Origin of the sequence: Nonomuraea sp. NPDC048882, assembly GCF_040649755.1 — a bacterium.
GTDB classification, from domain to species: Bacteria; Actinomycetota; Actinomycetes; order Streptosporangiales; family Streptosporangiaceae; genus Nonomuraea; species Nonomuraea maheshkhaliensis.
This window is the reverse complement of record NZ_JBEZGB010000009.1, coordinates 173,664-195,134: the sequence shown is the minus strand read 5'-3', so window position 1 is coordinate 195,134 and position 21,471 is coordinate 173,664. Positions and strand designations below refer to the sequence as shown.

Annotated in this window: 28 protein-coding genes; 17 read left to right on the top strand and 11 right to left on the bottom strand. The window is 72.3% G+C overall.

Features of this window, described 5'->3' with window-relative positions; translation table 11 throughout:
• Positions 1-58 precede the first annotated feature (58 nt).
• The 3 genes from AB0C27_RS30770 to AB0C27_RS30760 are packed head-to-tail and all read left to right on the top strand — an operon-like array spanning position 59 to position 2,688.
• Positions 59-1,153 (top strand): LLM class flavin-dependent oxidoreductase, encoded by a 1,095-nt coding sequence (locus AB0C27_RS30770; RefSeq protein WP_357850784.1) that lies wholly within the window; start codon positions 59-61, stop codon positions 1,151-1,153.
• A 40-nt stretch (positions 1,154-1,193) separates the two neighbouring features.
• Positions 1,194-1,889, top strand: a complete 696-nt coding sequence (locus tag AB0C27_RS30765) for an FMN reductase (RefSeq protein ID WP_357850781.1) — start codon at positions 1,194-1,196, stop codon at positions 1,887-1,889.
• Positions 1,890-1,899: 10 nt separating this feature from the next.
• Complete coding sequence (locus AB0C27_RS30760) at positions 1,900-2,688, top strand: chitosanase (RefSeq protein ID WP_357850778.1); 789 nt, start codon at positions 1,900-1,902, stop codon at positions 2,686-2,688.
• Positions 2,689-2,727: 39 nt separating this feature from the next.
• On the opposite strand, the gene AB0C27_RS30755 is transcribed toward AB0C27_RS30760, so the two are convergent.
• Positions 2,728-3,636, bottom strand: a complete 909-nt coding sequence (locus tag AB0C27_RS30755; RefSeq protein WP_357850775.1) for a superoxide dismutase — start codon at positions 3,634-3,636, stop codon at positions 2,728-2,730.
• A gap of 192 nt (positions 3,637-3,828) precedes the next feature.
• Here AB0C27_RS30755 and AB0C27_RS30750 point away from each other — a divergent pair, with 192 nt between their 5' ends.
• The 4 genes from AB0C27_RS30750 to AB0C27_RS30735 are packed head-to-tail and all read left to right on the top strand — an operon-like array spanning position 3,829 to position 6,543.
• Positions 3,829-4,347, top strand: coding sequence for a hypothetical protein (locus tag AB0C27_RS30750; protein WP_357850772.1), 519 nt, complete (start codon positions 3,829-3,831; stop codon positions 4,345-4,347).
• 28 nt (positions 4,348-4,375) lie between these two features.
• The gene (locus AB0C27_RS30745) at positions 4,376-4,981 is read left to right on the top strand and encodes a cyclodeaminase/cyclohydrolase family protein (RefSeq protein ID WP_357850771.1); all 606 of its coding nucleotides are present in this window, start codon (positions 4,376-4,378) and stop codon (positions 4,979-4,981) included.
• Positions 4,978-5,805: a bifunctional 5,10-methylenetetrahydrofolate dehydrogenase/5,10-methenyltetrahydrofolate cyclohydrolase gene (locus AB0C27_RS30740; protein WP_357850768.1), complete on the top strand. Its 828-nt coding sequence runs from the start codon at positions 4,978-4,980 to the stop codon at positions 5,803-5,805. Before AB0C27_RS30745 ends, AB0C27_RS30740 begins: the two co-directional genes overlap by 4 nt.
• Positions 5,806-5,835: 30 nt before the next feature.
• On the top strand, positions 5,836-6,543 hold the full coding sequence (locus AB0C27_RS30735) for a type 1 glutamine amidotransferase (RefSeq protein WP_357850765.1): 708 nt from the start codon (positions 5,836-5,838) through the stop codon (positions 6,541-6,543).
• 33 nt (positions 6,544-6,576) lie between these two features.
• On the opposite strand, the gene AB0C27_RS30730 is transcribed toward AB0C27_RS30735, so the two are convergent.
• Positions 6,577-7,971, bottom strand: coding sequence for an NAD(P)/FAD-dependent oxidoreductase (locus AB0C27_RS30730; protein WP_357851401.1), 1,395 nt, complete (start codon positions 7,969-7,971; stop codon positions 6,577-6,579).
• The gene (locus AB0C27_RS30725) at positions 7,929-9,239 is read right to left on the bottom strand and encodes an alpha/beta hydrolase (RefSeq protein ID WP_357850762.1); all 1,311 of its coding nucleotides are present in this window, start codon (positions 9,237-9,239) and stop codon (positions 7,929-7,931) included. Before AB0C27_RS30725 ends, AB0C27_RS30730 begins: the two co-directional genes overlap by 43 nt.
• Before the next feature lie 20 nt (positions 9,240-9,259).
• On the opposite strand from AB0C27_RS30725, the gene AB0C27_RS30720 reads away from it, so the two are divergent.
• Positions 9,260-9,919, top strand: a complete 660-nt coding sequence (locus AB0C27_RS30720) for an endonuclease V (RefSeq protein WP_357850759.1) — start codon at positions 9,260-9,262, stop codon at positions 9,917-9,919.
• A 178-nt stretch (positions 9,920-10,097) separates the two neighbouring features.
• On the opposite strand, the gene AB0C27_RS30715 is transcribed toward AB0C27_RS30720, so the two are convergent.
• Entirely contained in the window at positions 10,098-10,469 is a 372-nt protein-coding gene (locus tag AB0C27_RS30715) for a hypothetical protein (RefSeq protein WP_357850756.1), read from the bottom strand.
• A 107-nt stretch (positions 10,470-10,576) separates the two neighbouring features.
• Positions 10,577-11,260, bottom strand: a complete 684-nt coding sequence (locus AB0C27_RS30710; RefSeq protein WP_357850753.1) for an NAD(P)-binding domain-containing protein — start codon at positions 11,258-11,260, stop codon at positions 10,577-10,579.
• Between the two features lie 89 nt (positions 11,261-11,349).
• On the opposite strand from AB0C27_RS30710, the gene AB0C27_RS30705 reads away from it, so the two are divergent.
• From AB0C27_RS30705 to AB0C27_RS30685, 5 genes are all read left to right on the top strand, one after another.
• Positions 11,350-11,748, top strand: coding sequence for a helix-turn-helix domain-containing protein (locus AB0C27_RS30705; RefSeq protein ID WP_357850751.1), 399 nt, complete (start codon positions 11,350-11,352; stop codon positions 11,746-11,748).
• 72 nt (positions 11,749-11,820) lie between these two features.
• On the top strand, positions 11,821-12,048 hold the full coding sequence (locus AB0C27_RS30700) for a hypothetical protein (protein WP_357850748.1): 228 nt from the start codon (positions 11,821-11,823) through the stop codon (positions 12,046-12,048).
• Positions 12,049-12,182: 134 nt separating this feature from the next.
• Positions 12,183-12,329, top strand: coding sequence for a hypothetical protein (locus AB0C27_RS30695; protein WP_357850745.1), 147 nt, complete (start codon positions 12,183-12,185; stop codon positions 12,327-12,329).
• Positions 12,330-12,349: 20 nt separating this feature from the next.
• On the top strand, positions 12,350-12,949 hold the full coding sequence (locus tag AB0C27_RS30690) for a TIGR00645 family protein (protein WP_357850742.1): 600 nt from the start codon (positions 12,350-12,352) through the stop codon (positions 12,947-12,949).
• Positions 12,950-13,004: 55 nt separating this feature from the next.
• On the top strand, positions 13,005-13,265 hold the full coding sequence (locus tag AB0C27_RS30685) for a hypothetical protein (protein ID WP_357850739.1): 261 nt from the start codon (positions 13,005-13,007) through the stop codon (positions 13,263-13,265).
• Positions 13,266-13,327: 62 nt separating this feature from the next.
• On the opposite strand, the gene AB0C27_RS30680 is transcribed toward AB0C27_RS30685, so the two are convergent.
• A complete protein-coding gene (locus tag AB0C27_RS30680) occupies positions 13,328-14,140 on the bottom strand; it encodes an HAD family hydrolase (protein WP_357850736.1) in 813 nt (270 codons plus the stop codon).
• A 165-nt stretch (positions 14,141-14,305) separates the two neighbouring features.
• Here AB0C27_RS30680 and AB0C27_RS30675 point away from each other — a divergent pair, with 165 nt between their 5' ends.
• Positions 14,306-14,992, top strand: coding sequence for an IMP cyclohydrolase (locus AB0C27_RS30675; RefSeq protein ID WP_357851398.1), 687 nt, complete (start codon positions 14,306-14,308; stop codon positions 14,990-14,992).
• A gap of 8 nt (positions 14,993-15,000) precedes the next feature.
• Here the strand turns inward: AB0C27_RS30675 and AB0C27_RS30670 are convergent, their stop codons facing one another.
• Both AB0C27_RS30670 and AB0C27_RS30665 read right to left on the bottom strand, forming a co-directional pair.
• Positions 15,001-15,783, bottom strand: a complete 783-nt coding sequence (locus tag AB0C27_RS30670; RefSeq protein WP_357850733.1) for a HAMP domain-containing sensor histidine kinase — start codon at positions 15,781-15,783, stop codon at positions 15,001-15,003.
• A complete protein-coding gene (locus AB0C27_RS30665) occupies positions 15,780-16,118 on the bottom strand; it encodes a hypothetical protein (protein ID WP_357850730.1) in 339 nt (112 codons plus the stop codon). The genes AB0C27_RS30670 and AB0C27_RS30665 overlap by 4 nt, the downstream gene beginning before the upstream one ends.
• A gap of 282 nt (positions 16,119-16,400) precedes the next feature.
• Here AB0C27_RS30665 and AB0C27_RS30660 point away from each other — a divergent pair, with 282 nt between their 5' ends.
• The gene (locus tag AB0C27_RS30660) at positions 16,401-16,760 is read left to right on the top strand and encodes a hypothetical protein (protein WP_357850727.1); all 360 of its coding nucleotides are present in this window, start codon (positions 16,401-16,403) and stop codon (positions 16,758-16,760) included.
• A 68-nt stretch (positions 16,761-16,828) separates the two neighbouring features.
• Here the strand turns inward: AB0C27_RS30660 and AB0C27_RS30655 are convergent, their stop codons facing one another.
• Entirely contained in the window at positions 16,829-17,305 is a 477-nt protein-coding gene (locus tag AB0C27_RS30655) for a DUF2283 domain-containing protein (RefSeq protein WP_357850724.1), read from the bottom strand.
• 153 nt (positions 17,306-17,458) lie between these two features.
• Here AB0C27_RS30655 and pyrF point away from each other — a divergent pair, with 153 nt between their 5' ends.
• Complete coding sequence (gene pyrF, locus AB0C27_RS30650) at positions 17,459-18,280, top strand: orotidine-5'-phosphate decarboxylase (protein WP_357850721.1); 822 nt, start codon at positions 17,459-17,461, stop codon at positions 18,278-18,280.
• A gap of 8 nt (positions 18,281-18,288) precedes the next feature.
• On the opposite strand, the gene AB0C27_RS30645 is transcribed toward pyrF, so the two are convergent.
• Positions 18,289-18,810 carry a hypothetical protein gene (locus AB0C27_RS30645; protein ID WP_357850719.1) on the bottom strand — a complete coding sequence of 174 codons (522 nt, stop codon included), beginning with the start codon at positions 18,808-18,810 and terminating at the stop codon, positions 18,289-18,291.
• Between the two features lie 21 nt (positions 18,811-18,831).
• Positions 18,832-20,565, bottom strand: a complete 1,734-nt coding sequence (gene leuA, locus AB0C27_RS30640) for a 2-isopropylmalate synthase (RefSeq protein WP_357850716.1) — start codon at positions 20,563-20,565, stop codon at positions 18,832-18,834.
• Positions 20,566-20,740: 175 nt separating this feature from the next.
• Between leuA and AB0C27_RS30635 the strand changes: the two genes are divergently transcribed.
• Positions 20,741-21,442 carry a FadR/GntR family transcriptional regulator gene (locus AB0C27_RS30635; RefSeq protein ID WP_357850713.1) on the top strand — a complete coding sequence of 234 codons (702 nt, stop codon included), beginning with the start codon at positions 20,741-20,743 and terminating at the stop codon, positions 21,440-21,442.
• Positions 21,443-21,471: the final 29 nt, after the last annotated feature.

Below are 21,471 nucleotides of genomic sequence, written 5' to 3'. Positions count from 1 at the left end.
GCGCGCCTTGGCGCTAGCGTAGTCGTCAAAGATTCAACAGTCATGGATGGTGACTAAAGTGCAGTTCGGCATCTTCAGCGTGGGCGATGTCACCACGGACCCCACCACCGGCAGGACCCCGGCCGAGCACGAGCGGATCAAGGCGATGGTGACGATCGCGCTCAAGGCAGAAGAGGTCGGGCTCGACGTCTTCGCGACAGGCGAGCACCACAACCCGCCCTTCGTGCCGTCCTCCCCCACCACCATGCTGGGGTACATCGCGGCCAGGACGGAGCGCCTCCAGCTGTCGACCGCCACGACGCTGATCACGACCAACGACCCGGTGAAGATCGCCGAGGACTTCGCCATGCTGCAGCACCTGGCCGACGGCCGGGTGGACCTCATGCTGGGCCGGGGCAACACCGGGCCCGTCTACCCGTGGTTCGGCCAGGACATCAGGCAGGGCATCCCGCTGGCCATCGAGAACTACGCGCTGCTGCACCGGCTCTGGCGCGAGGACGTCGTGGACTGGGAGGGCCGCTTCCGCACCCCGCTGCAGGGCTTCACGAGCACGCCGCGCCCGCTGGACGGGGTGCCGCCGTTCGTCTGGCACGGCTCCATCCGCAGCCCCGAGATCGCCGAGCAGGCCGCCTACTACGGCGACGGCTTCTTCGCCAACAACATCTTCTGGCCGAAGGAGCACTTCATGCGCCTGATCAGCCTCTACCGGCAGCGGTACGCCCACTACGGGCACGGCACCCCTGAGCAGGCCGTGGTCGGGCTGGGCGGCCAGGTGTTCATGCGCAAGAACTCCCAGGACGCGGTACGCGAGTTCCGCCCCTACTTCGACGTCGCCCCCGTCTACGGCCACGGCCCCTCGCTGGAGGAGTTCATGGCCGAGACCCCGCTCACGGTGGGCAGCCCGCAGCAGGTCATCGACAGGACCCTGGAGTTCAGGGAGTACTTCGGCGACTACCAGCGCCAGCTGTTCCTCATGGACCACGCGGGCCTGCCGCTGAAGACCGTACTGGAGCAGCTCGACCTGCTCGGCGAGGAGGTCGTGCCCGTGCTGCGCAAGGAGTTCGCCAAGAACCGGCCGGCCGAGGTGCCCGGCGCGCCGACGCACGCGCGCCTGCTCGCCGCCAAGGACGCGTCCGAGCCCGTCGGCGCCTAGCCCCGGCCCTCGAATCCTGATATTTCCGGAAAGGAGCATCATGAAGCTCGCCGTCGTCACGGCCGGGCTCACCCAGCCCTCCTCCACCCGCCTGCTCGCCGACCGCCTGGCCGAGGCGGTCATTCACCGGACGGCGGCGGAGACCCCGACCGAGACCGGGGCCGAGACGGGGGCCGAGACGGGGACCGGGACCGAGACCGGCGCCCCGACCGGCGCCGAGGTCCGCGTGATCGAGCTGCGTGACCTGGCCGTCGACATCGCCAACAACTTCGTCACCGGCTTCCCGAACGCCAGGCTGCGCGAGGCCATCGCGGCCGTGACGGAGGCCGACGGGCTGATCGCGGTCACGCCGATCTTCAGCGGCTCCTACAGCGGCCTGTTCAAGTCGTTCTTCGACGTGCTGGACAACACCGCGCTGACGGGCAAGCCGGTGCTCATCGCGGCCACGGGCGGCACCGCCCGGCACTCGCTGGCGCTGGAGCACGCGCTGCGGCCGCTGTTCGCGTACTTGCGCGCGGTGGTCGTCCCGACCGCCGTGTACGCGGCGTCGGAGGACTGGGGCGGCGGCCGCGACGCCTTCACCGACGGGCTCGGCGAGCGCATCGGCCGCGCCGCCGACGAGCTGGCCGGCCTGCTCCTGCACCGCGCGCCCGGTGCGAAGCGGGACAAGCAGGACGACGAGGAAGAGGTCGTTCCGTTCGAGCAGCAGCTCGCGGCCCTGCGCCCCGTGGAGTAGCTTCTCCTCCGTGATCGCCGCCGCCCTCGTGGCCCTCTCCCTCACCCTGAGCACCGTCCCCGCCGGCCCCGCCGCCACCGCCCCGGCGGCCGGCCTGGCCGGCGCGCACAAGAAGGACATCGCCATGCGGCTGGTGTCCAGCGCGGAGAACTCCTCGCTCGACTGGAAGGCCCAGTACGGCTACATCGAGGACATCAAGGACGATCGCGGCTACACGGCCGGCATCATCGGCTTCTGCTCGGGCACCGGCGACATGCTGAAGCTGGTCGAGCTCTACACCAGGCGCAAACCCGGCAACGTGCTGGCGAAATACCTGCCCGCGCTGCGCCGGGTCAATGGCACCGCCTCGCTGAAGGGCCTGGCCCCGCGCTTCCCCGCCGACTGGCGCAGGGCGGCCAAGGATCCGGCCTTCCAACGGGCCCAGAACGACGAGCGCGACCGGGTCTACTTCGACCCGGCCGTCCGCCGGGCCAAGCAGGACGGGCTGCGGGCGCTGGGCCAGTTCGTCTACTACGACGCCATGGTCATGCACGGGCCCGGCGCCGACCGGCTCAGCTTCGGCGGCATCAGGAAGACGGCCATGGCCAAGGCCAGGCCGCCGGCGCGTGGCGGGAACGAGGTGACGTACCTGAACGCGTTCCTCGACGCCCGCAAGGCGGCGATGCGGGCCGAGGAGGCCCACGAGGACACGACCCGGGTCGACACGATGCAGCGGGTCTTCCTGAAGAACCGCAACCTCGACCTCAAGCCGCCGCTGACCTGGAAGGTCTACGGCGACCGCTACACGATCAAGAAGTGAGGACGCGCCCCGGCAGGCGCGTCCTCACGTGAAAGCGGTTCAGCGTTTGACGGCGACCACGTCGTACGGCGTGTCCGGCGTCGGCGTGGTGCTGAAGCGGGCGTTGGGCAGGTAGAGGCGGTGGCCGTAGGCGGCGACCGTCGTGGGGATGTCGAACCTGGAGTCGGTCAGGCGCTTGACGATCTTTCCTGACGAGCCGTCGCGCGACAGGCCGACGACGGCGATCGTGTTGTCGCGGTTCAGCACGGCGTACAGGGTGCGGCCCGACAGCAGCAGGCCGTCGCCGTTGACCAGCGATTCCCCGCCCAGGTTCACCTCGGTGGTGGCGCCGGAGGAGGGGTTCACCTCGAACAGCTTGCCCGTGTTCGACTGCACGATCAGCAGCGAACGCCGGTCGGGGCTCGGGGCGATGCCGTTGGCGTTGATGCCGGTCCCGTACTGGATGGCGCCGGTGAGCGGGATCGTGGTGAAGTTCTCGGGCAGCGCGCCGCCCCGGCCGAGCCGCAGCTTGTACAGCACCGCGTTGGAGGAGTCGGTGAAGTAGGCGGCGCCTCCGACGAGGATGACGTCGTTGACGAACGACGTCCCGGTGGCGAACTGGTACGACTTGAGCACCCGTCCGGTGCGCAGGTCGACCACCCGCGCGTTGCCGGCGTTGCCTCCGGCCACGAACAGCCTGCGCCCGTCGGTCTTCAGCCCGAGCGACGGCGTTCCCGGTCCCTTGCTGACGACGGAGCCCTTTCCGGTGCGCAGGTCGGCCCGGTAGATGTCGCCGGTGGCGCGTGAGCCGAAGTAGGCGTGGGGGCCCGGCCCGATCTCGATGCCCTCCGGCTGGAACCCGTTCGGCAGCGGGAAGGTGTCGGGCTTCGAGGCGGCCTGCGCCGGCACACTGCCGAGCAGGACCACGACGAGAGCGCTGAGTGCGGTCTTCAGGATCGCGGATCTCATGCGGCCCACGATGCCCAAGGGGGTGGGCCCGGCAAAGACCCACGACCGGCTTCTCACACATTTCTCAGAAATGTCCGGACTCAGGACCGGTTACGGACCGGCACCCCCGCTGGAGTGACCCAGCGAGTAGGTTGGGACAGAGCCAAACAAACGGGGTGAGTCATGTCAAACGGTACCCGTCACGCTCTGGGAGTGGTCGCAGGACTGCTTCTCCCTCCCCTGGTCGCCGCCGGGCTCTGGTACGGCGTCGGCGAACTGTCCGTCCAGGCCGCACAGTCGTTCCGGCTCTCGTGGATCGGGCTGGGGGCACTCGTCGCGACGGGAATCCTGCTCGCGTTCCTGATCGCCTCCCGCCTGTCGCCCGTGGCCTCGCTGCTCGGCGGGCTCGCGTTCACCGGCGTCGGCGCCCTGCCGTTCGTGGAGATGACGACCAGCGTCCGGCTGATCCCCAACGAGCTGCTGCCCACCTCGCTGTCGTCGGGTTTCCTGACGCTCAGCTACTCGGGGCTGCAGCTGCTGCTCGGCGTGGCGCTGCTGGTCGCGTCGATGTTCCCGTCGCGGTGGCGGGCCAGGCAGCGCCCCGAGTACGTGGCGCAGCCCGAATACGCGGGAGCATGGGAGCCGGCCCAGTCGCCGGCACAGTCTCCGTACCTGCCGCAGCCGCCGCATCAGGGGCCCGAGGACGCCACGCGGCCGATGTACCGCGAGTGAGCCGCGGGCGGCCTGGCAGAATGCCGCCATGCGCGACTTGACGATCGTCGACTTCCTGTCCGAACTCGCCGACCGGGTGCCCGCGCCCGGCGGGGGCGCCACGGCGGCCCTGCACGCGGCGCAGGCCGCCGCCCTGCTCGGCATGGTGGCCCGCTACACCACCGGCGAGAAATACACCGCCCACGCCGAGACGGTCGTCGCCGTGATCGCCGAGACCGACACGCTGCGGGCGCGCTCGCTCAGGCTCGCCGAGGAGGACGCCGCGGCGTTCACCGCGGTCACCGACGCCTACCGGCTGCCCAAGGGCGAGGAGCGCAGCGGCGCCATCGCCAGGGCGCTGGCCGGCGCCGCCGAGCCGCCCGCCAGGGTCGTCGAGGCCGCCGCGCGCGTGATCGAGCTGTGCGAGCTGATGCTGCCGATCTGCAACCGCAACGTGGTCACCGACGTGGCCGCCGCCGCCGAGGCCGCCCGCGCCGCGCTCACCACGGGCCGGGTCAACGTGGAGGTCAACCTGGGCGGCGTACAGGACGAACGGCTACGCGCGGAGCTGAACATCCGCCTGTCCGGCGTCGACTCGGCCGTGGCCAGGGCAGACTGGGTGACCGCAGAGGTACGCGAGGAGATCAAGCCGTGAAGACGCTGACCGGCCGGGACCTGGCCGCCGCCATCAGGACCCAGACGCAGGCCGAGGCGGGCTCGGGCGCGCAGCCGCGCCTGGCCGTCGTCGTGGCCACGGCCGACGAGGCGAGTTTGTGGTACGTGCGCTCGATCGCCAAGGCGGCGGCCGCCGTCGGCATCGCCTGCGACCTGGTCGACCTGGGCCCGCAGGCCGCGCCCGAGCAGATCGGCGAGACGCTGATCAGGCTGAGCGCCGACGCCGGCGTGCACGGCGTGATGCTGCAGACGCCGCTGCCGGAAGGGGCCTCGGCCCAGGAGCTGGCCGCGGCCATCGACCCGCGTAAAGACGTCGACGGGGCCAACCCGCTCTCGCTCGGCCGGCTGGCCGCCGGGCTGCCCGCGTTCCCGCCCGCGACGGCGGCGGCCGTGATGGCGCTGCTCGACCACTACGAGGTCGAGCTCGCGGGGCGGCGGGCCGTGGTGGTCGGCCGCTCGACGGTGGTCGGCAAGCCGCTGGCGCACCTGCTGCTCGACCGCCATGCCACCGTCACCGTCTGCCACTCGCGCACCCGCGACCTGGCCGCCGTCACCGCCCAGGCCGAGGTGCTGGTCGCGGCAGTGGGCCGGGCGGGGCTGATCGGGGCCGATCACGTCGCGCCGGGAGCGGTGGTGATCGACGTCGGCACCAACCCGACCGACGAGGGCGGCCTGACCGGCGACGTCGACTTCCCGGCGGTCGCGGAGGTGGCGGGCGCGCTCACCCCCGTGCCCGGCGGGGTCGGCCCGGTGACCACCGCCCTGCTGCTGCGCCACGTCGCGCGGGCGGCCAACCTGCCATGACCATGACCGATCATCAGGCGGAGGCCTGTCTTGGCTGACATTCTCATCGTCCAGAACAGCAGGAGCGGAGGTCCCGGCCGCGTGGGCGGCTGGCTGGAGAAGGCCGGGCACCGGCTCGACGTCGTGCTCGCCCACGACGGCGCTCCCCTGCCCCACCGCCTCGGCCACGACGCCATGATCATGCTCGGTGGCGGCTACCTGCCCGGCGACGACGAGCGGGCGCCGTGGCTGCGCGACGCCCGGCGGCTGATGGGTCAGGCGCTGGACGACGGCGTGCCGCTGCTGGGCATCTGCCTCGGCGGGCAGATGCTGGCCCACGTGGCCGGGGGCGAGGTGACCGGCGACACGGGCACGCCGGAAAACGGCAGCCTGCCGGTCACGATCAGGCCCGAGGCCGCCGCCGACCCGCTCTTCCACGGGCTGCCGCCGGTGGTGCCCGCCGTCGAGCACCATAAAGACGCCGTCACCCGGCTGCCCGGCGGGGCCGTCCACCTGGCCGAGACCGAGGCGTGCCCGTACCAGGCGTTCCGGGTGGGCGAGCGGGCGTGGGGGGTGCAGTTCCATCCCGAGGTGGTGCCCGAGCGCATGCTGACGTGGCAGGCCGACGGGTTCGACCCGGCCGAGGTCTACGCGCGGGCGGTGGCCGACGAGCCGGTCTCCACGCCGATCTGGCACCGGGTGACCACCCGCTTCGCCGCCCTCGTCACCTCCCGCGCCCCCGCCGCCAGGGCTTCGTGACACCGCCGCTCCGCCACCCGCTGTGTCTCCCCGCTACGCGTGTTGGCGCCGCTTGGGCTTCGTGAGCCTGGCGCGGCCGAGGCGGGCCGCCAGGGCGAGCGCCACCAGCGCGGCGCCGGCCGCCGCGAGCCGGCGCTGGCGGGTGATGCGGCGCTCCACTCGCGCGTACGGCGTCGTCGAGAACGACACCAGCTCATACCGGGACACATAGCCGGGCAGCACCCGCTCCAGCGCGTGCTCCAGGCGCTTGCCGGCCAGGAACGCCCGCGAGCCGACCCTGTCGCGCATCTCCACGAAGTTCTCCAGCGCCAGCCGGGCGATCACGTCGGTGTCGGTCTTGCGCCGCTCGAACAGCGCCAGCGCCCGCGCGAAGTCGTCGCCCGCCTCGTCCAGGCACCGGTCCAGCTCGACGCAGTCCTCGAAGCCGCAGTTGGCGCCCTGCCCGTAGAAGGGGACGATGGCGTGCGCGGCGTCCCCGACCAGCCCGACCACGACGGGCCCGGTGCTGACGTTCCAGGGCGAGCAGCGCACGGTGACCAGATGCCCGACCGGATTGGCCCGGTAGGCCGGGACGAGGCCGGGCATCAGCTCGAACGCGTCCCGGTAGTGCTCGGCGAAGTACGCCCTGATCCGCTCCGGGGTGTCCAGGGCGTCGAGCGTGCCGTGCGGCCAGAACAGGGTGCAGGTGAACGAGCGGTCCTGGTTCGGCAGGGCGATCATCATGGAGCGGCCTCGGGGCCAGATGTGCAGCGCGCCCGGGTCCATGGCGAACGCGCCGTCCCTGGCCGGGATCGTCAGCTCCTTGTAGCCGTAGTCCAGGTAGTCCTGGCTGAAGTTGACCCCGGGTAACTGTCGCAGCCGGTCCCTGACCGCGCTGCGGGCCCCGTCCGCGCCGATCACGACCCGGGCCGTGGTCTGCTCCCCGTGCGCGAACTCCAGCGTGCCCGTCCGCTCGTCCAGCCCGGTCAGGCGGTGCCCGAAGCGCACCTCCACGCCCGGCAACGCGGTGGCGGCGTCCAGGAGCTCCCTGTTGAGGTCGGCGCGGCCGATCGAGTTGATCGCCTGCGTGCGGTCGGCGCTGTAGGGCTGGAAGGTGAGGGCGCCGTCGGGGGCGTGCATCATCCGGCCCGCCATGGGGAGCGCCGCGCCCAGCACCTTGCCGTCGAGCCCGATGCGGCGCAGGGCGTCGATGCCGCGCTCGGAGATGGCTAAGTTGATCGACCTGCCCTGGTCGGGGCCGTGCTCGCGGGGGTCGGGGCGGCGTTCGTACAGGGTGACGCGGTGGCCGCGGCGGGCCAGGAAGCAGGCGAGCAGGCAGCCGACGAGGCCGGCGCCGACGATCGTGACCTCCATCTTCTCTTCGTACGGCGGCGCGCGGGACCTGTCTAGGCGAGGGCGTCGGCGATGGCCTTGACGGTGGCGTGCCAGATGGGTGCGGTGGAAGTGATGACGTCGAAGTGGTCGCCCGGTTGCTCCAGGTACGTCACGTCGTCGCCCATCTGCCGGGCCAGCGCGGCGTGGCGGCGGGCGAAGTCGACCAGGTCGAGATCGTCGTCCCGGCCTTGCACGATGAGCTGCGGGGTGCCGAGAGGGAGGCGGTGGAGGGGGGACGAGGCGGCATAGGGGTCTTCGTCGCCGGGCTGGGCCGAGGTCTGGCCGAGGGCGGCGGCGACCGCGCCGGCGCTGAGTTTGCGGCGATCTCCCTGGACGAGGTCGAGCACGCCCGCCAGGGACACGGCCAGCGCCATCCGCGATCCGTCGGCCGCCGCCCGCAGCGCGAGTTGCCCGCCGGCCGAGTGTCCGGCGACGGCGATCCGATCCAGGTCGAGCGCGACCGCCGCCCCTTGGCCGACCAGGGCCGGGAGGGTGGTCAGCGTGGCCAGGCCGGTGGCGATGTCGGCGGTGGTCGCGGCCCAGCCGTGCAGGTCGGGGCGGCGGTATTCGAGATTCCACACCGCGAAGCCACGCCCGGCCAGATCCTCACAGAGCTCCTCCATGAGGTCGGCCGCCCAGATCGAACGCCAATAGCCACCGTGAATCAACGCCACCACCGGCACCGCTCCGTCGGAGGCGCGGGCGGCGATGCCGGTGGCCGCGCTGGCAGCGGCGATGCCGGCGGTCGCAGTGCCAGTAAACGCAGCGCCGGTGGCCGCAGTGTCGGCGGCCCTGGTGTCGGCGGTCGCGCTGTCTGCGACGGTGTCGGTACCGGTAGCCGCAACGCTGAAGGCGACGGCCGCGGTGGCGGTGCCCGCTGAGCCCGCCGAGCTAGTGGTGCTGATGGTGGGGAGGTACAGGTCGCCCCACTGTTCCGGCGAAGGGCCGTAGGCGATGCGACGGATGCCGGAGTGACGCGCCCGGTGGACGGCGTGCCGGATTCCCCAGGCCAGGCCGGCGATCCCGCGCCCGTGGATGTGCGTGGCCCCGTCGACCCGGTCGATGTCCACCCACACCACGACCGAGGGGCCGAGTGGCTCTCCGAGTGATGAGCGTGCCTCCTCCCCCGGTCCGGGAAGGACGACCGCCACCTCGTGCTCCCGTACCGACGAGAGCAGGTGGGCGGTGTCGCGGGCGTGCACGACCGTGCCACTCACCCCGAGACGGGTGAACTCGCGGTCGGCGATCTCCGCGAGCAGCCCCGCGTCCGCCACCAGGCCGGGGCCGACGGCCACCACGATCTCGTCAGGATCCACCCTCATACGGAGATACCTTAGGGCGGGTGCGTGTGAATCAGCTTCACTCTTGGCCCACGAGTGTCGCCGAGGCGGAGGCCGTCCAGGACCGGCTCCGCGGGCAGGTCGAGCTGACGGGACCCGATACGTTCGCGCTGGTAGCGGGCCTGGACGTGCACTATCACGGCGACGACGAGGTGACGGCCGCGGTGGTCGTGCTGGACGGCGCGACGCTGGAGCCGGTGGAGCAGGCGGTGTCGCATGGGAAGGCGGCCTTCCCCTACGTGCCCGGCCTGTTCGCCTTCAGAGAGCTGCCCGCGCTGGTGGAGGCGCTCGAACGGCTCACGGTGACGCCCGACCTGCTGGTCTGTGACGGGTACGGGCTGGCCCATCCGCGCGGCTTCGGCCTGGCCTGCCACCTGGGCGTGCTGACCGGGCTGCCGTCGGTGGGGGTGGGCAAGACCCCGTTCGTCGGGACGCACGAGCCTCCCGGCCAGGAACGCGGCGCCTGGACGCCGATCGTCCACGAGGGCGCCGTCGTGGGACGGGCGCTGCGCACGCGGCGCGGGGTCAGGCCGGTGTACGTGTCGCAGGGCCACCGCATCTCACTCGGCACCGCCACCGGCGAGGTGCTGCGGCTGGCGTCCCGCTACCGCCTCCCCGAGCCGATCCGCCACGCCGACCACCTGGCCCGCCACCCGTCCTGAGCCCGCCCCGGGCCAGTCAATCGTCCTGGCCGACCCCGCCCCCGGGCCGACCGCCCGTCCTGTGCGACCATCCTGGCCAACCCCGCCCCGGCCGACCGGCCGACCGGCCAGCCGGTACGGCCGCGGGACCGGCGCCCCCGTCTGCCGGCCCCGGGGCCGTAGCCCGTCCCCGGTCGGGTCAGCGGCGCAGGGACCAGACCAGGAGCCAGACGCTGAGGCCGAACAGCGTCATCCCGAGCGGCACGTGCGCCGCCACCGCCCCCGACCCGCCCAGCATCGACTGGACGAACCCGAGCAGCAGGATCACCAGGCTGACCAGCGCGGGCCAGCCCGGACCCCGGGCCGGTCGCCACAGCAGGACGGCGACGACGAGCTGGGCCAGCGCCAGCGCGTGCACCGCGGTCGCGCCCATTCCGTGCGCGCCCGCCGCTCCCCCGCTCAGCAGCTGCCCGGCTGTCACGGCCTGGACGAGCACCGACAACGTGCTGAGCGCGGTGACGACCTTGAACGCGGTGGCGTACCCGCTGCCCTTGGCGACCTCGGTGACCACTGGCCTCTCCTTTGACCTAGGACGAAAGGCCTTCAGGATCCGCCCGGCGGGCGGTGGCCGCATCCGCCCCCGGTCGCGATCCGCGCTACATCAGCGGTCGTACCCGATCAGGCCGGCTGGTGCTCTCCCGAGGAGGGCAGAGGCGGCAGGACGGCCTGGGCGTCGGCGCCGCCGAACCACAGCCCGATCATGAACGCCGCCGTCGCCTCCAGTTGCATCGCCCGCGCCAGGCCGCCGCCGTTCACGGGGGTGCAGCCGAGGTCGGCGACCAGCGTGCGCGCGGCGTCCATGGCGGCCGGGTCGTCCCCGCACAGGGGTACGGCCAGCGGGCGGCCGTCGAAGACCGGAGGCGTGAGCCGCCAGACGTCCACGTGGCACAGGTTGAAGCCCTTCACGACATGCCCGCCGGTGAGGTCGGCGATCAGGTGGGCGAGGGGACGCGTGGGGTCATACCGGTCGGGCGCGGCGCCGTTCGTCACGTCGATGAGCGGCTTGCCGCGCAGTGCCGGGCTGGCGGCCCGGAGCGTGTCGACCAGCCCCGCCTCCCTGACGGCCACCACCACGACGTCCCCGAACCCGGCCACCTCCGCGAAACTCCCACTCCGCACCTCTCCAGAAACTCCCCCTGCCGGAACGCCGCCCGTCCCGGCTGCCTGGGCGGTCATGTGGGCCGCGCGCTCCGCGCTCCTGCCCGGGTCCCGCCCGCTGACCATCACCTCGTGTCCCGCCGCCGCCCACTGCGTGCCCAGCGCGTCCGCCATGTTGCCCGCGCCCAGGATCCCGATCCGCATGTTCCGTCCTCCGAATGAGGGGCTTTACTTGACAGCAGGACTGTAGGAAGTCCGTCGCACACCATTCGGTTCCTATCGGAAGGCCCGCGTTGTTCCTCGCCGACTGCCAGACCCGGCTGGCCTTCGACCTGCTCGCCAACACGTGGAACGCGGTCGTCATGTGGGCGCTGCGGCACGGCCCGCGCCGGCCGGGACGGCTGCGTACGGAGATCGGCGGCATCAGCAGCAAGGTGCTGACCGAGACGCTGCGCCGCCTGGAGTACAACGGGCTGGTGACGCGCCACACCTACGCCGAGGCCCCGCCGAGGGTGGAGTACGAGCTGACCGACCTGGGCCGTACGCTGCTGGGCCCGATCGAGGCGTTCGGCGAGTGGGCCGCCGACCACGCCGACGAGGTGATGGCCGCGCAGGACCGCTGGATCATGGCGGACCCGCTGTCCCCCGCCGGTGAGCCTGGGTCAACGCGGCCTCGCGAACAACTTTCTTAGACGGAGTGTTACCGAGCCATTACTCTGGGTAGCTAATCGACGGTTGTCCAACACCGTCACCCAGGAGGTCACATGCGTTGCGCCCCCCGTCGGATCGCCGTCACCGCGCTCGTCGCCGGCGGCCTGACCCTGCTCTCCGCCCCTGCGGCACACGCCGTCGTCGATCCCGTCGTCACCCTCGCCTGCCTGGCCGAGACCCCCAACGCCGCGCTCGGGGTGGTGGATCCGGCCGCCGCCATGGACCCGGCGTCCCTGCTCGCGCCGCCCGAGCTCCCCGCGACGAACTGCCTCGCTCCCTGACCACGCGGGCTTCCGGCACGGGACCACCCCTCGACACCGGTAACGGGCGGCGGCCGCACGCCGGACGCCGCCCGGTCCCAGCCAACCGTTCGCGCCACCAGCGGGTGCACGAAGAGCCGCAGCAAGGAGTTCCGTTGAAGGTCCGAGTCCTGACCGCCGCCGCCGCGTTGGCGCTGGCCGCCGGCGCGCCGCCGTTCATCCTCGACGAGCTCGGCACAAGCGACCGTCAGCTCGTCGACATCCAGACCTACATCCAGCACATCAACGTCCTGACGTCCTAGTGCGGGTAGCGCAGCTGTCCGTGGCCGAGACGCCGACCGGGCCACGGACACCGCTCCGACGGGTCGGCTACTTCATGTTCTTCAGCCGGTGGATCCAGGTGCCGCTCTACCTGGGACTGATCGTCGCGCAGGTCGTCTACGTCTGGCGCTTCATGATGGAGTTGCTCCACCTGATCCAGCTGGGCTTCGGCGGCACGCCCGCGGAGACCACCGTCATGCTGATCGTCCTCGGGCTCGTGGACGTGGTGATGATCTCGAACCTGCTCATCATGGTCATCATCGGCGGCTACGAGACGTTCGTCTCGCGGCTGCGCATCGAAGGACATCCCGACCAGCCCCAATGGCTCTCGCACGTCAACGCCAACGTGCTGAAGGTCAAGCTGGCCATGGCGATCATCGGCATCTCCTCCATCCATCTCCTCCAGATCTTCATCAACGCCGCGAAACCCACCATCACCGACCGGGAGCTCATATGGAAAACCCTGATCCACCTGACCTTCGTCGTCTCCGCGATCGCGCTCGCCATGATCGACCGGATGATGGAGGGCGGGCGTCCGCAGCATGGCACGGGCGACGGGGAGCAGTCCGCCGCGACGTCGCAGGAGCGCCTGGCCGCCTAGCGGCGCGCCGGTGGGCTCGCCGGTGGGCCCGGCAATGGGCATGGCGGGGGGAGTGATGCGGGTCGGACACGCGGTCGTCGCGGGGCTGGCGGCGGTGGCGTCGGCGCTGCTCGGCTGCCCCGGCGCGTACGCGGGGGACGAGGCCCCCGCGAAGAGCGGCCCGGCCCCGCTGATCGGCGATGTGATCATCTTCAACGACGAGATCGTCGAGCCGGTGTCCCTGCCGCTGAGCACGTGCGGAGGGCTGCTGCCGGTGTTCAGCGCGGCGCCGTCCTCCTGTGAGGGCGCGTCGCGCGTGTCGGACGACGACGCGTGAGTCCGTACGTGCCCGCCCGCGGGGGTGGGCGGGCACGACGGCGCGATCCCGGCGAACGGGCGTCAGGCGGCGCGGCCGAGCAGTTCCTCCAGCACCACGGCAACGCCGTCCTCGTCGTTGGACAGCGTCCGGTGCTCCGCCGCCGCCAGCACCAGCTCGTGGGCGTTGGCCATCGCGTATCCGGCGCCCGCGTAGAGCAGCACGGCCAGGTCGTTGGGCATGTCGCCGAAGGCCACCACGTCGCTGGCCCCGACACCCCGTTCCTGGCAGAGCCGGTCGAGCGTGGCAGCCTTGGTGACGCCGGGGGCGCTGATCTCCAGCAGCCCTTCCAGGCCCGAGTACGTCACCTCGGCCAGATCGCCGACCGTCTCCGACACCGCCGCGTACATCTCGTCCGCCGTGCGGGACGGCGACATGGCCAGCAGCTTGACGATGGGCCGGTCCGCGCCGAAGACCGAGTCGACCTCGCGGTAGAAGGCCGCGTCCTGCTCGATCCTGCGGGTGTAGGCGGCCTCGGTGAGCACGTTCCTGCCGGTCTCGACGGCCAGCCCGACGTCGGGCAGGGCGAGGGCGAGCGCTTCGGCGACCTTGCGCGCGGCCTGCGGGTCGAGCGGGCTGCTGGCGGTGATCTCGTCGGTGGCCAGGTCGTAGACGACGGCGCCGTTGCTGCAGATCGCGGTGCCGGTGACCTCCGCCTGGGCGGCGATCTCCCTGACGCCGCGCGGCGCCCTGGCGGTGACGAAGACGATCTCGGCGCCGGCCGCGCGGGCGGCGCGCAACGCCTTCCTGGTACGCGGGCTGACGGAGCCGGTCGAGCTGAGAAGGGTGCCGTCGAGGTCGGTGGCCACGATGCGGGGGAAGGTCACGGTGCTCACCAGGCGATTATCCCGTCCGTCCGGGCTCCCGCGAGGTCATGACGTACGCGAACGGTCTCCGGCGACCACGCGATCACGTCCGCCTCGCCTCGGAGCTGTAGGCTGGCGCGGCTGCCGCCGATGGATCGACGAGCGGCCGGATCGCAAAAGGGAGCTCGGGTGTCCATGCCGCCGCTGCGGGAAACTCTCCAGGCCAACCCCTATCCGGGACGGATCGTGGTGTGGGCCAGGACCCTAGATGGTGCGATGTGCGGCGGCTACGTCCTGACCGGCCGTAGCGAGGCGTCGAAGGCGCGTGCTCTGCGCCCGGCCGGTCACGAGCTCGTCGTCGGCCCGACCGATCCGGCCCCGGACGACCCGCTGCGGCACTACATCGCCGCCACGCGACGTGACGGCTGGCTGGTGTTCGGGAACGGGGAGCAGGTGGCGACCGTGGCCGATCGCCTGCGGGCCGGACGGCCGCCGGTCATCGCTCTGGACGACCTGGACTACGAACCTGATCCGCCGATCTTCACGCCGCGCGTCACCGTGGTCGTGAACGTGGACTCCCCCGCGGACGCCTGGTTCGGCGCCGCCCGTCGCAGCTCCGGCGACCGGACCTCGACCGATCTGCTGACGCTCTCCGTCCGGGATCTGGCTCCCGGCGATGCCGTGCTGATGACCACCTATGTGTCCGACGGCCGGCGCGTGGAGACCGGAGAGCCGTTCCTCGAAGCCGTGACCGAGGCGTCCGATCAGCACGAGCTCCTGGACGAGCTGTGGGAGGCGCTTGATCCGCGATACCGGGTGGCGGCGGCGAGTTTCACGCCCCAGGACCTCGCGGGCGCGGCTCTGCGCCACCAGGGTCCGTGACCCGGCTATCAGGCGGGCAGGGGCATGCGGAGCACCAGGCTCGTGCCCTGGCCGGAGTCCTCGATGGTGAGGGTGCCGCGGTGGGCGCGGGCGATCTCGCGGCAGATGGGCAGGCCCAGGCCGGTGCCCTTGGGGTCGCGGGCGCGTGACTCCGGCAGCCGGGCGAAGCGTTCGAAGACGAGTTCGCGGAGTTCGGGCGCGATGCCCGCGCCGTCGTCGTACACCTCCAGGACTCCGGTATCGTCCTCGGCCCTGACCGCGACGGTGACGCCGGTGGCGGCGTGGCGCTCAGCGTTGTTCAGCAGGTTGTGCAGCAACCGGGACATCAGCAGCGGGTCGCAGGTGACGAACACGTCCGGCCGCAGGTCGGCGCGGATCGGGACACGGCCGGGTGTGCGGCGCTGGAGCTCGGTGCGGACGAGCTCGGCCAGGTCGGTGCGCTGGTGCTGGGCCGACCGGTCGGCGTCCAGGCGGGCCAGGGTGAGGATCTCCTCGGCGATGGCCTGCTGGCGTTCCACGTCGCCGAGCAGGTCCTTGGCCATGTCCGGCCAGTCCACCGCGTCCGGGTCCATCAGCGCCTCCTCCAGGCGCAGGCGGGCGCCGGTGATCGGGGAGCGCAGGCCGTGCGAGGCGTCGGTGGTGAAGCGCCGCTCGCGGTGCACGGCCGCCTCCAGCTGCTCCAGCGTGCGGTTCACGATCGTGGCCAGGTAGCGGAGCTCGTCGTGGTGCGCCGGTACGGGGACCCGGTGGGCGAGATCGGTCTCGGTGATCTCCGCGAGCTCGGCGGTCATGGCCTCCACGGGACGCCGGGCACATCGCACAGCCGCCGGTCCACGGTCATGGGGCGGCGTGCGGGCACGAAGGCGGCCATCCGCGGCTGCCCCCGTACCCGCTCGGTCGCCGAGACGACCCGCCCGGCGGCATTCACCAGTTGCGTCGCGGCCACCCCTTCGACGTGGATGAGCGGCGGCGGCGGGCGGTGCGCGTAGCGGTGCACCATCTCCAGGTGCGCCCGGTAGACGGTCTTGAGCCTGAGGTCCGTCTCGTCGCGGTGCTGGTGGTCCAGGACCAGCACCGCCATGATCACGGACAGGACGAGCGTTACCAAGGTGGTCAGCAGCATCATGCGCGCCCGGATGGACCACGGCGCACGCGTGATGCGCGCGGCCGTCCGCGATCCGAAGCCTGCGACCCGCCGGAGCAGGCCGGTCAAGACGATCCCACGGCGTCCCGCCCCCCGATGGACACCCCGCACAGCGGCCACCTCTTCCGGTGCTCCAGCCTCACCCCATTTTGGGTGCACTTCCCCTGACCAGCGCGAACAAGCCTGCGGCGGGGTAAATACGGCGATTGTCCGGTCGGGACGGCTCCGACAGGGTCTGGGACGGATCGGTTATAACCTACGCAAATGCTCTCCGAGGATCGTCCGGCCGACGCTCTCGCGTCCGTGTTCCGCTTCGCCACGGAGCTGGTCGCCTGGGTGGCGACCCCGTGGGCGCTCGCCCCGCACTCCGTTCCGCTGGCCGTGCTCGCCGTGGTGGTGCTGATCGGGCTGCCGACGCTCTTCGCCACCCCGGGCGACAAGCGGCAGGTGATCGTCGCGGTGCCGGGCTACGTGACGATCCTGCTGGTCGTCCTGCACGTCGTGGCCGCGGTGGCGGCGGCGTGGTCGGCCTGGCACGCGGTCGCCGCCGCCGTGGTCTCGGTGCTGGCCGTGGTGACGGTGGTGCTGGAACTGCCGCGCTGGCGGTGGCTCCTGACGCGTTAGACGGACATCGCGGACAGACCGCCCGCGCGTCTTCGGCCCTGCATCCCGGAGGGGCCACCGCCGTGCCGTCAGACCCGCATCTCGGACGGGAGCCGCCTGGCCGCGTCGGTGAGTTCCACGCCCAGCAGTTGCCCCGAGTCGCCGAAGTCGAGCACGACGTCCCCCGCCACCCTCTGGTCCGCCGCCTCTCCGGGCACGATCTCATGCTTCATCGCTATATAGGCGATGTTGCGGTCGTCGTCGACGCTCACGTACACCGTCCGCGGCCGCATCCCCTCCGGACGGTCATCGTCGGTCAGCAGCCCCTCCTTGGCCTCGTGAGAGCCGGCCAGCGCCGCCCTGACCATGACCATGGCCAGCTCGACCGCCTCCAGCGAGTCGAGCCCGGTGACCTTCCGCTCGTGCTCCCATCCGTCGAGCCCGTCGATCCGGTACGGGCACGACCACTCGCCCGTCACCTCCTCGTACGGCAGGCCGAGCGTGACGACCACGTCACGCGGCGGATCGGTATGCAGCGCCAGCACCCGATGGGCGATCTCGTACATGTCTGCTGATCTACCCGCACGACCGCATGTGGAAGACTCGGCCCCGCACCGGATGGGCATCGGTGCCTCGGCACCATAATGTCGCGGGAGTACGATTCATGCCCACGGCACCCGCGGGGCCGCCTACCCGTGGTCGTGAGGGAGCTTTGTCACATGAACGATTCGTTCGGGGCGCGTCTGCGAGCCAGGCTCGACGACCGGGGACCCCTGTGCGTGGGCATCGATCCGAGCCCGGCGCTGCTCACCGCCTGGGGGCTGGACGACTCGCCCGCGGGGCTGGAACGGTTCAGCCGCACCGTGGTCGAGAACGTGGCCGACGTGGTCGCCGTGGTCAAGCCGCAGTCGGCCTTCTTCGAGCGCTGGGGCAGCCGCGGCATCGCGGTCCTGGAACGCACCATCGCCGACCTGCGCGAGGCGGGCACGCTGGTGCTGCTCGACGTCAAGCGGGGCGACATCGACAGCACGATGGCCGCGTACGCGGAGGCCTACCTCGACCGGGGCAGCCCGCTGGCGGCTGACGCGGTGACGCTGAGCCCCTACCTGGGGTTCGCCTCGCTGAAGGGGGCAATCACGTCGGCGGTGGCCAACGACGCGGGCGTGTTCGTGCTGGCCCGTACCTCCAACCCGGAGGCGGCCGGGTTGCAGCGGCTCGTGGCCGGCCAGGTGCTGGCCGGGGCCACCGCCGCCAACGTGGGGCACTCCCCGTTCGGGCCGGTCGGGCTGGTGATGGGTGCCACGCTGCCGGAGCTCGAAGACTCGCTGACCGACCTCAACGGGCCCATCCTGGCCCCTGGGCTGGGCGCCCAGGGCGGCACACCCGCCGACGTGGCCCGCCTGTTCGGGCCGGTACGGCACGCGGTGCTGCCGTCGGTCTCCCGGGCCGTGCTGGCCGACCCGAAGCGGCTGCGCAGCCGTACGCTGTTCTACCGCGACGAGTGCGCCGCGCACCTGTCGGGGGTCGTCGCCCAGGGCTGACCACCCGTTCAGAAGTGGGTCGAGATCCCGAACGTCTCCCGCAGCCTGGCCATGTCGTGCAGGTCGCGCTCCCTCGGCTCATAGCCCTGGTGGAAGGTCACCTGCTGGGCGGCCGACAGGCACGGCACGGCCACGCCCTCGATCACGCCGGAAGCGAAGGCGTCCGCCGGATAGGTGAAGGCGCCGCCGTGGTCGTCGAGCCGCTGCAGCGCCGAGCCGTCGGGGCGGAAGCTCAGCGGGTGCAGGTCCAGCTCGCGCCCGCCGGGCTCCGCCATGACGAAACGGGCGGGCCTGCCGGGGACGACGCCTTCGTGCTGTTCGGCGTACCTCAAGGCCTCCAGGGCCGCGATCACGGCGGGCTCCTGCTCCACCCGGTGGAGCAGGTCGAGGTCGGCGTGCGTCCTGGTGACGCGCCCGACGAGCGCGTCGACGCCCCAGCCGCCGGCGATCCAGACCGCGCAGCCCGCCGCGCGCAGGGCCCGCAGCACCTCCAGGACGGCGCCCGCCTCGAACATCCGTGTCCTCTCCACCGGGTGATCGTACGCGAGCGCTCAGCCGATCACGTGCGCGGCCGGGTCGATGGCCCGGTCGATGGCCCGGTTGACCGCGGCCAGCACGGCGCGGACCGAGGCGGTCAGGACGGAGGTGTCCGTGGCCGCGCCCCAGCGGGTGACGCCGCCCGCGCGGACCTCGACGTAGGCGATGGCCCGGCCGCCCCTGCCGGGATCGAGGGCGTGCTCGGCGTAGTGCAGGATGTCCACGTCGAGACCGTCGGCGGTCAGCGCGACGGTCAGCGCCGACAGCGGCCCGTTGCCGGTGCCGCTCAGGGTGCGCCCGCTGGTCAGCGTCCCCTCGAACGTGTGCACGCCCGGCCCGGTCTCCACCGTGCTCCAGCTCGCCAGCGGGGCGGCCTCCCCCGGCGCCAGGTAGGTGGCGTGGAAGAGCTCCCAGAGCTGCTCGGCGGTGATCTCCGCGCCGCTGCCGTCGGTGGCCCGCTGCACCACCCGGGAGAAGTCCATCTGCAGGCGGCGGGGCAGTTCGAGGCCGTAGCGGGTGTTGAGCAGGTACGCGACGCCGCCCTTGCCCGACTGGCTGTTGACCCGGATGACGGCCTGGTAGTCGCGGCCGACGTCGGCCGGGTCGATCGGCAGGTACGGCACCTCCCACGGCGCCCGCTCCGGCGGCACGCCCAGCTCGGCGGCCCGCTTGGCGTGGTGGGCCAGGCCCTTGCCGATGGCGTCCTGGTGGGTGCCGGAGAAGGCGGTGTAGACGAGGTCGCCCGCGTACGGGTGGCGGTCGGGCACCGGCAGGCGGTTGCAGTGCTCGACCACCCGCCGCACCTCGTCGATGTCCGAGAGGTCGATCATGGGATCGACGCCCTGCGCGTGCAGGTTGAGCGCGAGCGTGACCAGGTCCACGTTGCCGGTGCGCTCCCCGTTGCCGAACAGGCAGCCCTCCACCCGCTGCGCCCCCGCCAGCAGGGCCAGCTCCGCGCAGGCGACGCCGGTGCCGCGGTCGTTGTGCGGGTGCACGGACAGGATCACCGCGTCCCTGCGGGCGAGGTTGCGGTGCATGTACTCGATCTGGTCGGCGTACACGTTGGGCGTGGCCACCTCGACCGTCGCGGGCAGGTTGAGGATCACCGGCCGGTCGGGCGAGGCGTCCCACAGGGCGGTCAGGTCGTCACAGACCTCCAGCACGTAGTCAGGCTCGGTGAGGTTGAACACCTCCGGCGAGAACTCGAAGCGGATGTCTCGGTCGCCGGCCAGGCGGGCGACGTGGCCGGCGGCGTCCCTGATCAGGGCGCGCAGCTCGCGCCTGTCGTGGCCGAGCACCACCTCGCGCCAGGTGGGGGCGGTGGCGGCGTAGAGGTGCACGACCACGCGGGACATGCCCTCGACGGCGGCGAACGTGCGCTCGATCAGGTCGCGCCTGGCGGCGGTGAAGACCACCACGGTGACGTCGTCGGGCACGGCGCCCGGCGTGGCCAGCTCGCGGACGAAGTCGAAGTCGGTCTGGCTGGCCGAGGGGTAGCCGACCTCGATCTCCTTGAAGCCCATGGCCGTCTGCAGGTCGAACATCCGGCGCTTGCGGGCCGGGTCCATCGGCTCGGCCAGCGCCTGGTTGCCGTCGCGCAGGTCCACGGGGACCCAGAGGGGTGCTGCGGTGATGCGCCGCCCCGGCCAGGCGCGCTCGGCGGCGAGCGGCACTTCGACGCGCTCGTGGGCGGGCCGGTAGCGGTGGTACGGCATGGCGCTCGGGCGCTGCCTGTTCCAGTCGTACATGAGTTCGTCCTTCTCGGTGCTCGGAGGGGAGACCGGCTGGGCACACCGACCGCCGCGGCGGGGTGCCGGTCCGGTCAGGCCCCGCCGCGGCGGCCGAGAAGGAGGCGACCGTACGACGTCATGGGCGCTAGACTAACCACACCACAGGTCCTCAGACAACCTGAGAGGAAACGCGATGCCCCTCGGCTCACTCCGGCCCAGCCCGCTCGTCGAGCAGGCCACCGAGCTCCTGCGCGAGCAGATCACCCAGGGCGAGTGGCCGGTGGGCACCCGGCTGCCCGGGGAGAACGCGCTGGCCAAGGCCCTCGGAGTAGGGCGCTCGACGGTGCGCGAGGCGTTGCGGGCGCTGGCCGGGGCGGGGCTGGTGCAGGCGCGGCAGGGGTCGGGGGTGTTCGTGATCGCCACGGTCGCCGCCGCGGGCCCGGCCGAGGGGTGGGCCGCCCGGCTGCGGCGGGCCGCCATCACCGACGTCTACGAGGTACGCATGATCGTCGAGACGCAGGCCGCGGCGCTCGCGGCCGGACGGCGTACCGGCGAGGACGTCGCGGCCCTGGAGGCGGCGCTGGAGGGCCGGTCACGGGCGGCCGGGGAGGACGACGCCGCGTTCGTGGACGCCGACATCGCGCTGCACGCGGCGGTGGTGGCGGCGGCGGGCAACCCGGTGCTGTCCGACCTGTTCGCCGAGTTCGCGCCCGCCCTGCGGGAGCGGCTGATCGACCTGGTCGAGCTGCTGGGGCTGCGGGAGCACGATCGTAATCCGGGGCACGACACGCACGAGGCGCTGGTCGCGGCCATCAGGGACGGCGACGGCGCGGCGGCCGAGGAGATCCTGCGCACCGAGCTCCGCCAGACCCTCACCCACCTGCACACCCACTGACCCGCTGCGCTCGGCTGATCGGGCCGGCG

Coding starts and splice junctions, on each gene's coding strand:
- AB0C27_RS30765 (WP_357850781.1), top strand. CDS start 1,194: ATGAAGCTCGCCGTCGTCACGGCCGGGCTCACCCAGCCCTCCTCCACC.
- AB0C27_RS30755 (WP_357850775.1), bottom strand. CDS start 3,636: ATGAGATCCGCGATCCTGAAGACCGCACTCAGCGCTCTCGTCGTGGTC.
- AB0C27_RS30745 (WP_357850771.1), top strand. CDS start 4,376: ATGCGCGACTTGACGATCGTCGACTTCCTGTCCGAACTCGCCGACCGG.
- AB0C27_RS30725 (WP_357850762.1), bottom strand. CDS start 9,239: ATGAGGGTGGATCCTGACGAGATCGTGGTGGCCGTCGGCCCCGGCCTG.
- AB0C27_RS30710 (WP_357850753.1), bottom strand. CDS start 11,260: ATGCGGATCGGGATCCTGGGCGCGGGCAACATGGCGGACGCGCTGGGC.
- AB0C27_RS30700 (WP_357850748.1), top strand. CDS start 11,821: ATGCGTTGCGCCCCCCGTCGGATCGCCGTCACCGCGCTCGTCGCCGGC.
- AB0C27_RS30685 (WP_357850739.1), top strand. CDS start 13,005: ATGCGGGTCGGACACGCGGTCGTCGCGGGGCTGGCGGCGGTGGCGTCG.
- AB0C27_RS30675 (WP_357851398.1), top strand. CDS start 14,306: ATGCCGCCGCTGCGGGAAACTCTCCAGGCCAACCCCTATCCGGGACGG.
- AB0C27_RS30670 (WP_357850733.1), bottom strand. CDS start 15,783: ATGACCGCCGAGCTCGCGGAGATCACCGAGACCGATCTCGCCCACCGG.
- AB0C27_RS30665 (WP_357850730.1), bottom strand. CDS start 16,118: ATGATGCTGCTGACCACCTTGGTAACGCTCGTCCTGTCCGTGATCATG.
- AB0C27_RS30660 (WP_357850727.1), top strand. CDS start 16,401: ATGCTCTCCGAGGATCGTCCGGCCGACGCTCTCGCGTCCGTGTTCCGC.
- AB0C27_RS30655 (WP_357850724.1), bottom strand. CDS start 17,305: ATGTACGAGATCGCCCATCGGGTGCTGGCGCTGCATACCGATCCGCCG.
- pyrF (WP_357850721.1), top strand. CDS start 17,459: ATGAACGATTCGTTCGGGGCGCGTCTGCGAGCCAGGCTCGACGACCGG.
- leuA (WP_357850716.1), bottom strand. CDS start 20,565: ATGTACGACTGGAACAGGCAGCGCCCGAGCGCCATGCCGTACCACCGC.
- AB0C27_RS30635 (WP_357850713.1), top strand. CDS start 20,741: ATGCCCCTCGGCTCACTCCGGCCCAGCCCGCTCGTCGAGCAGGCCACC.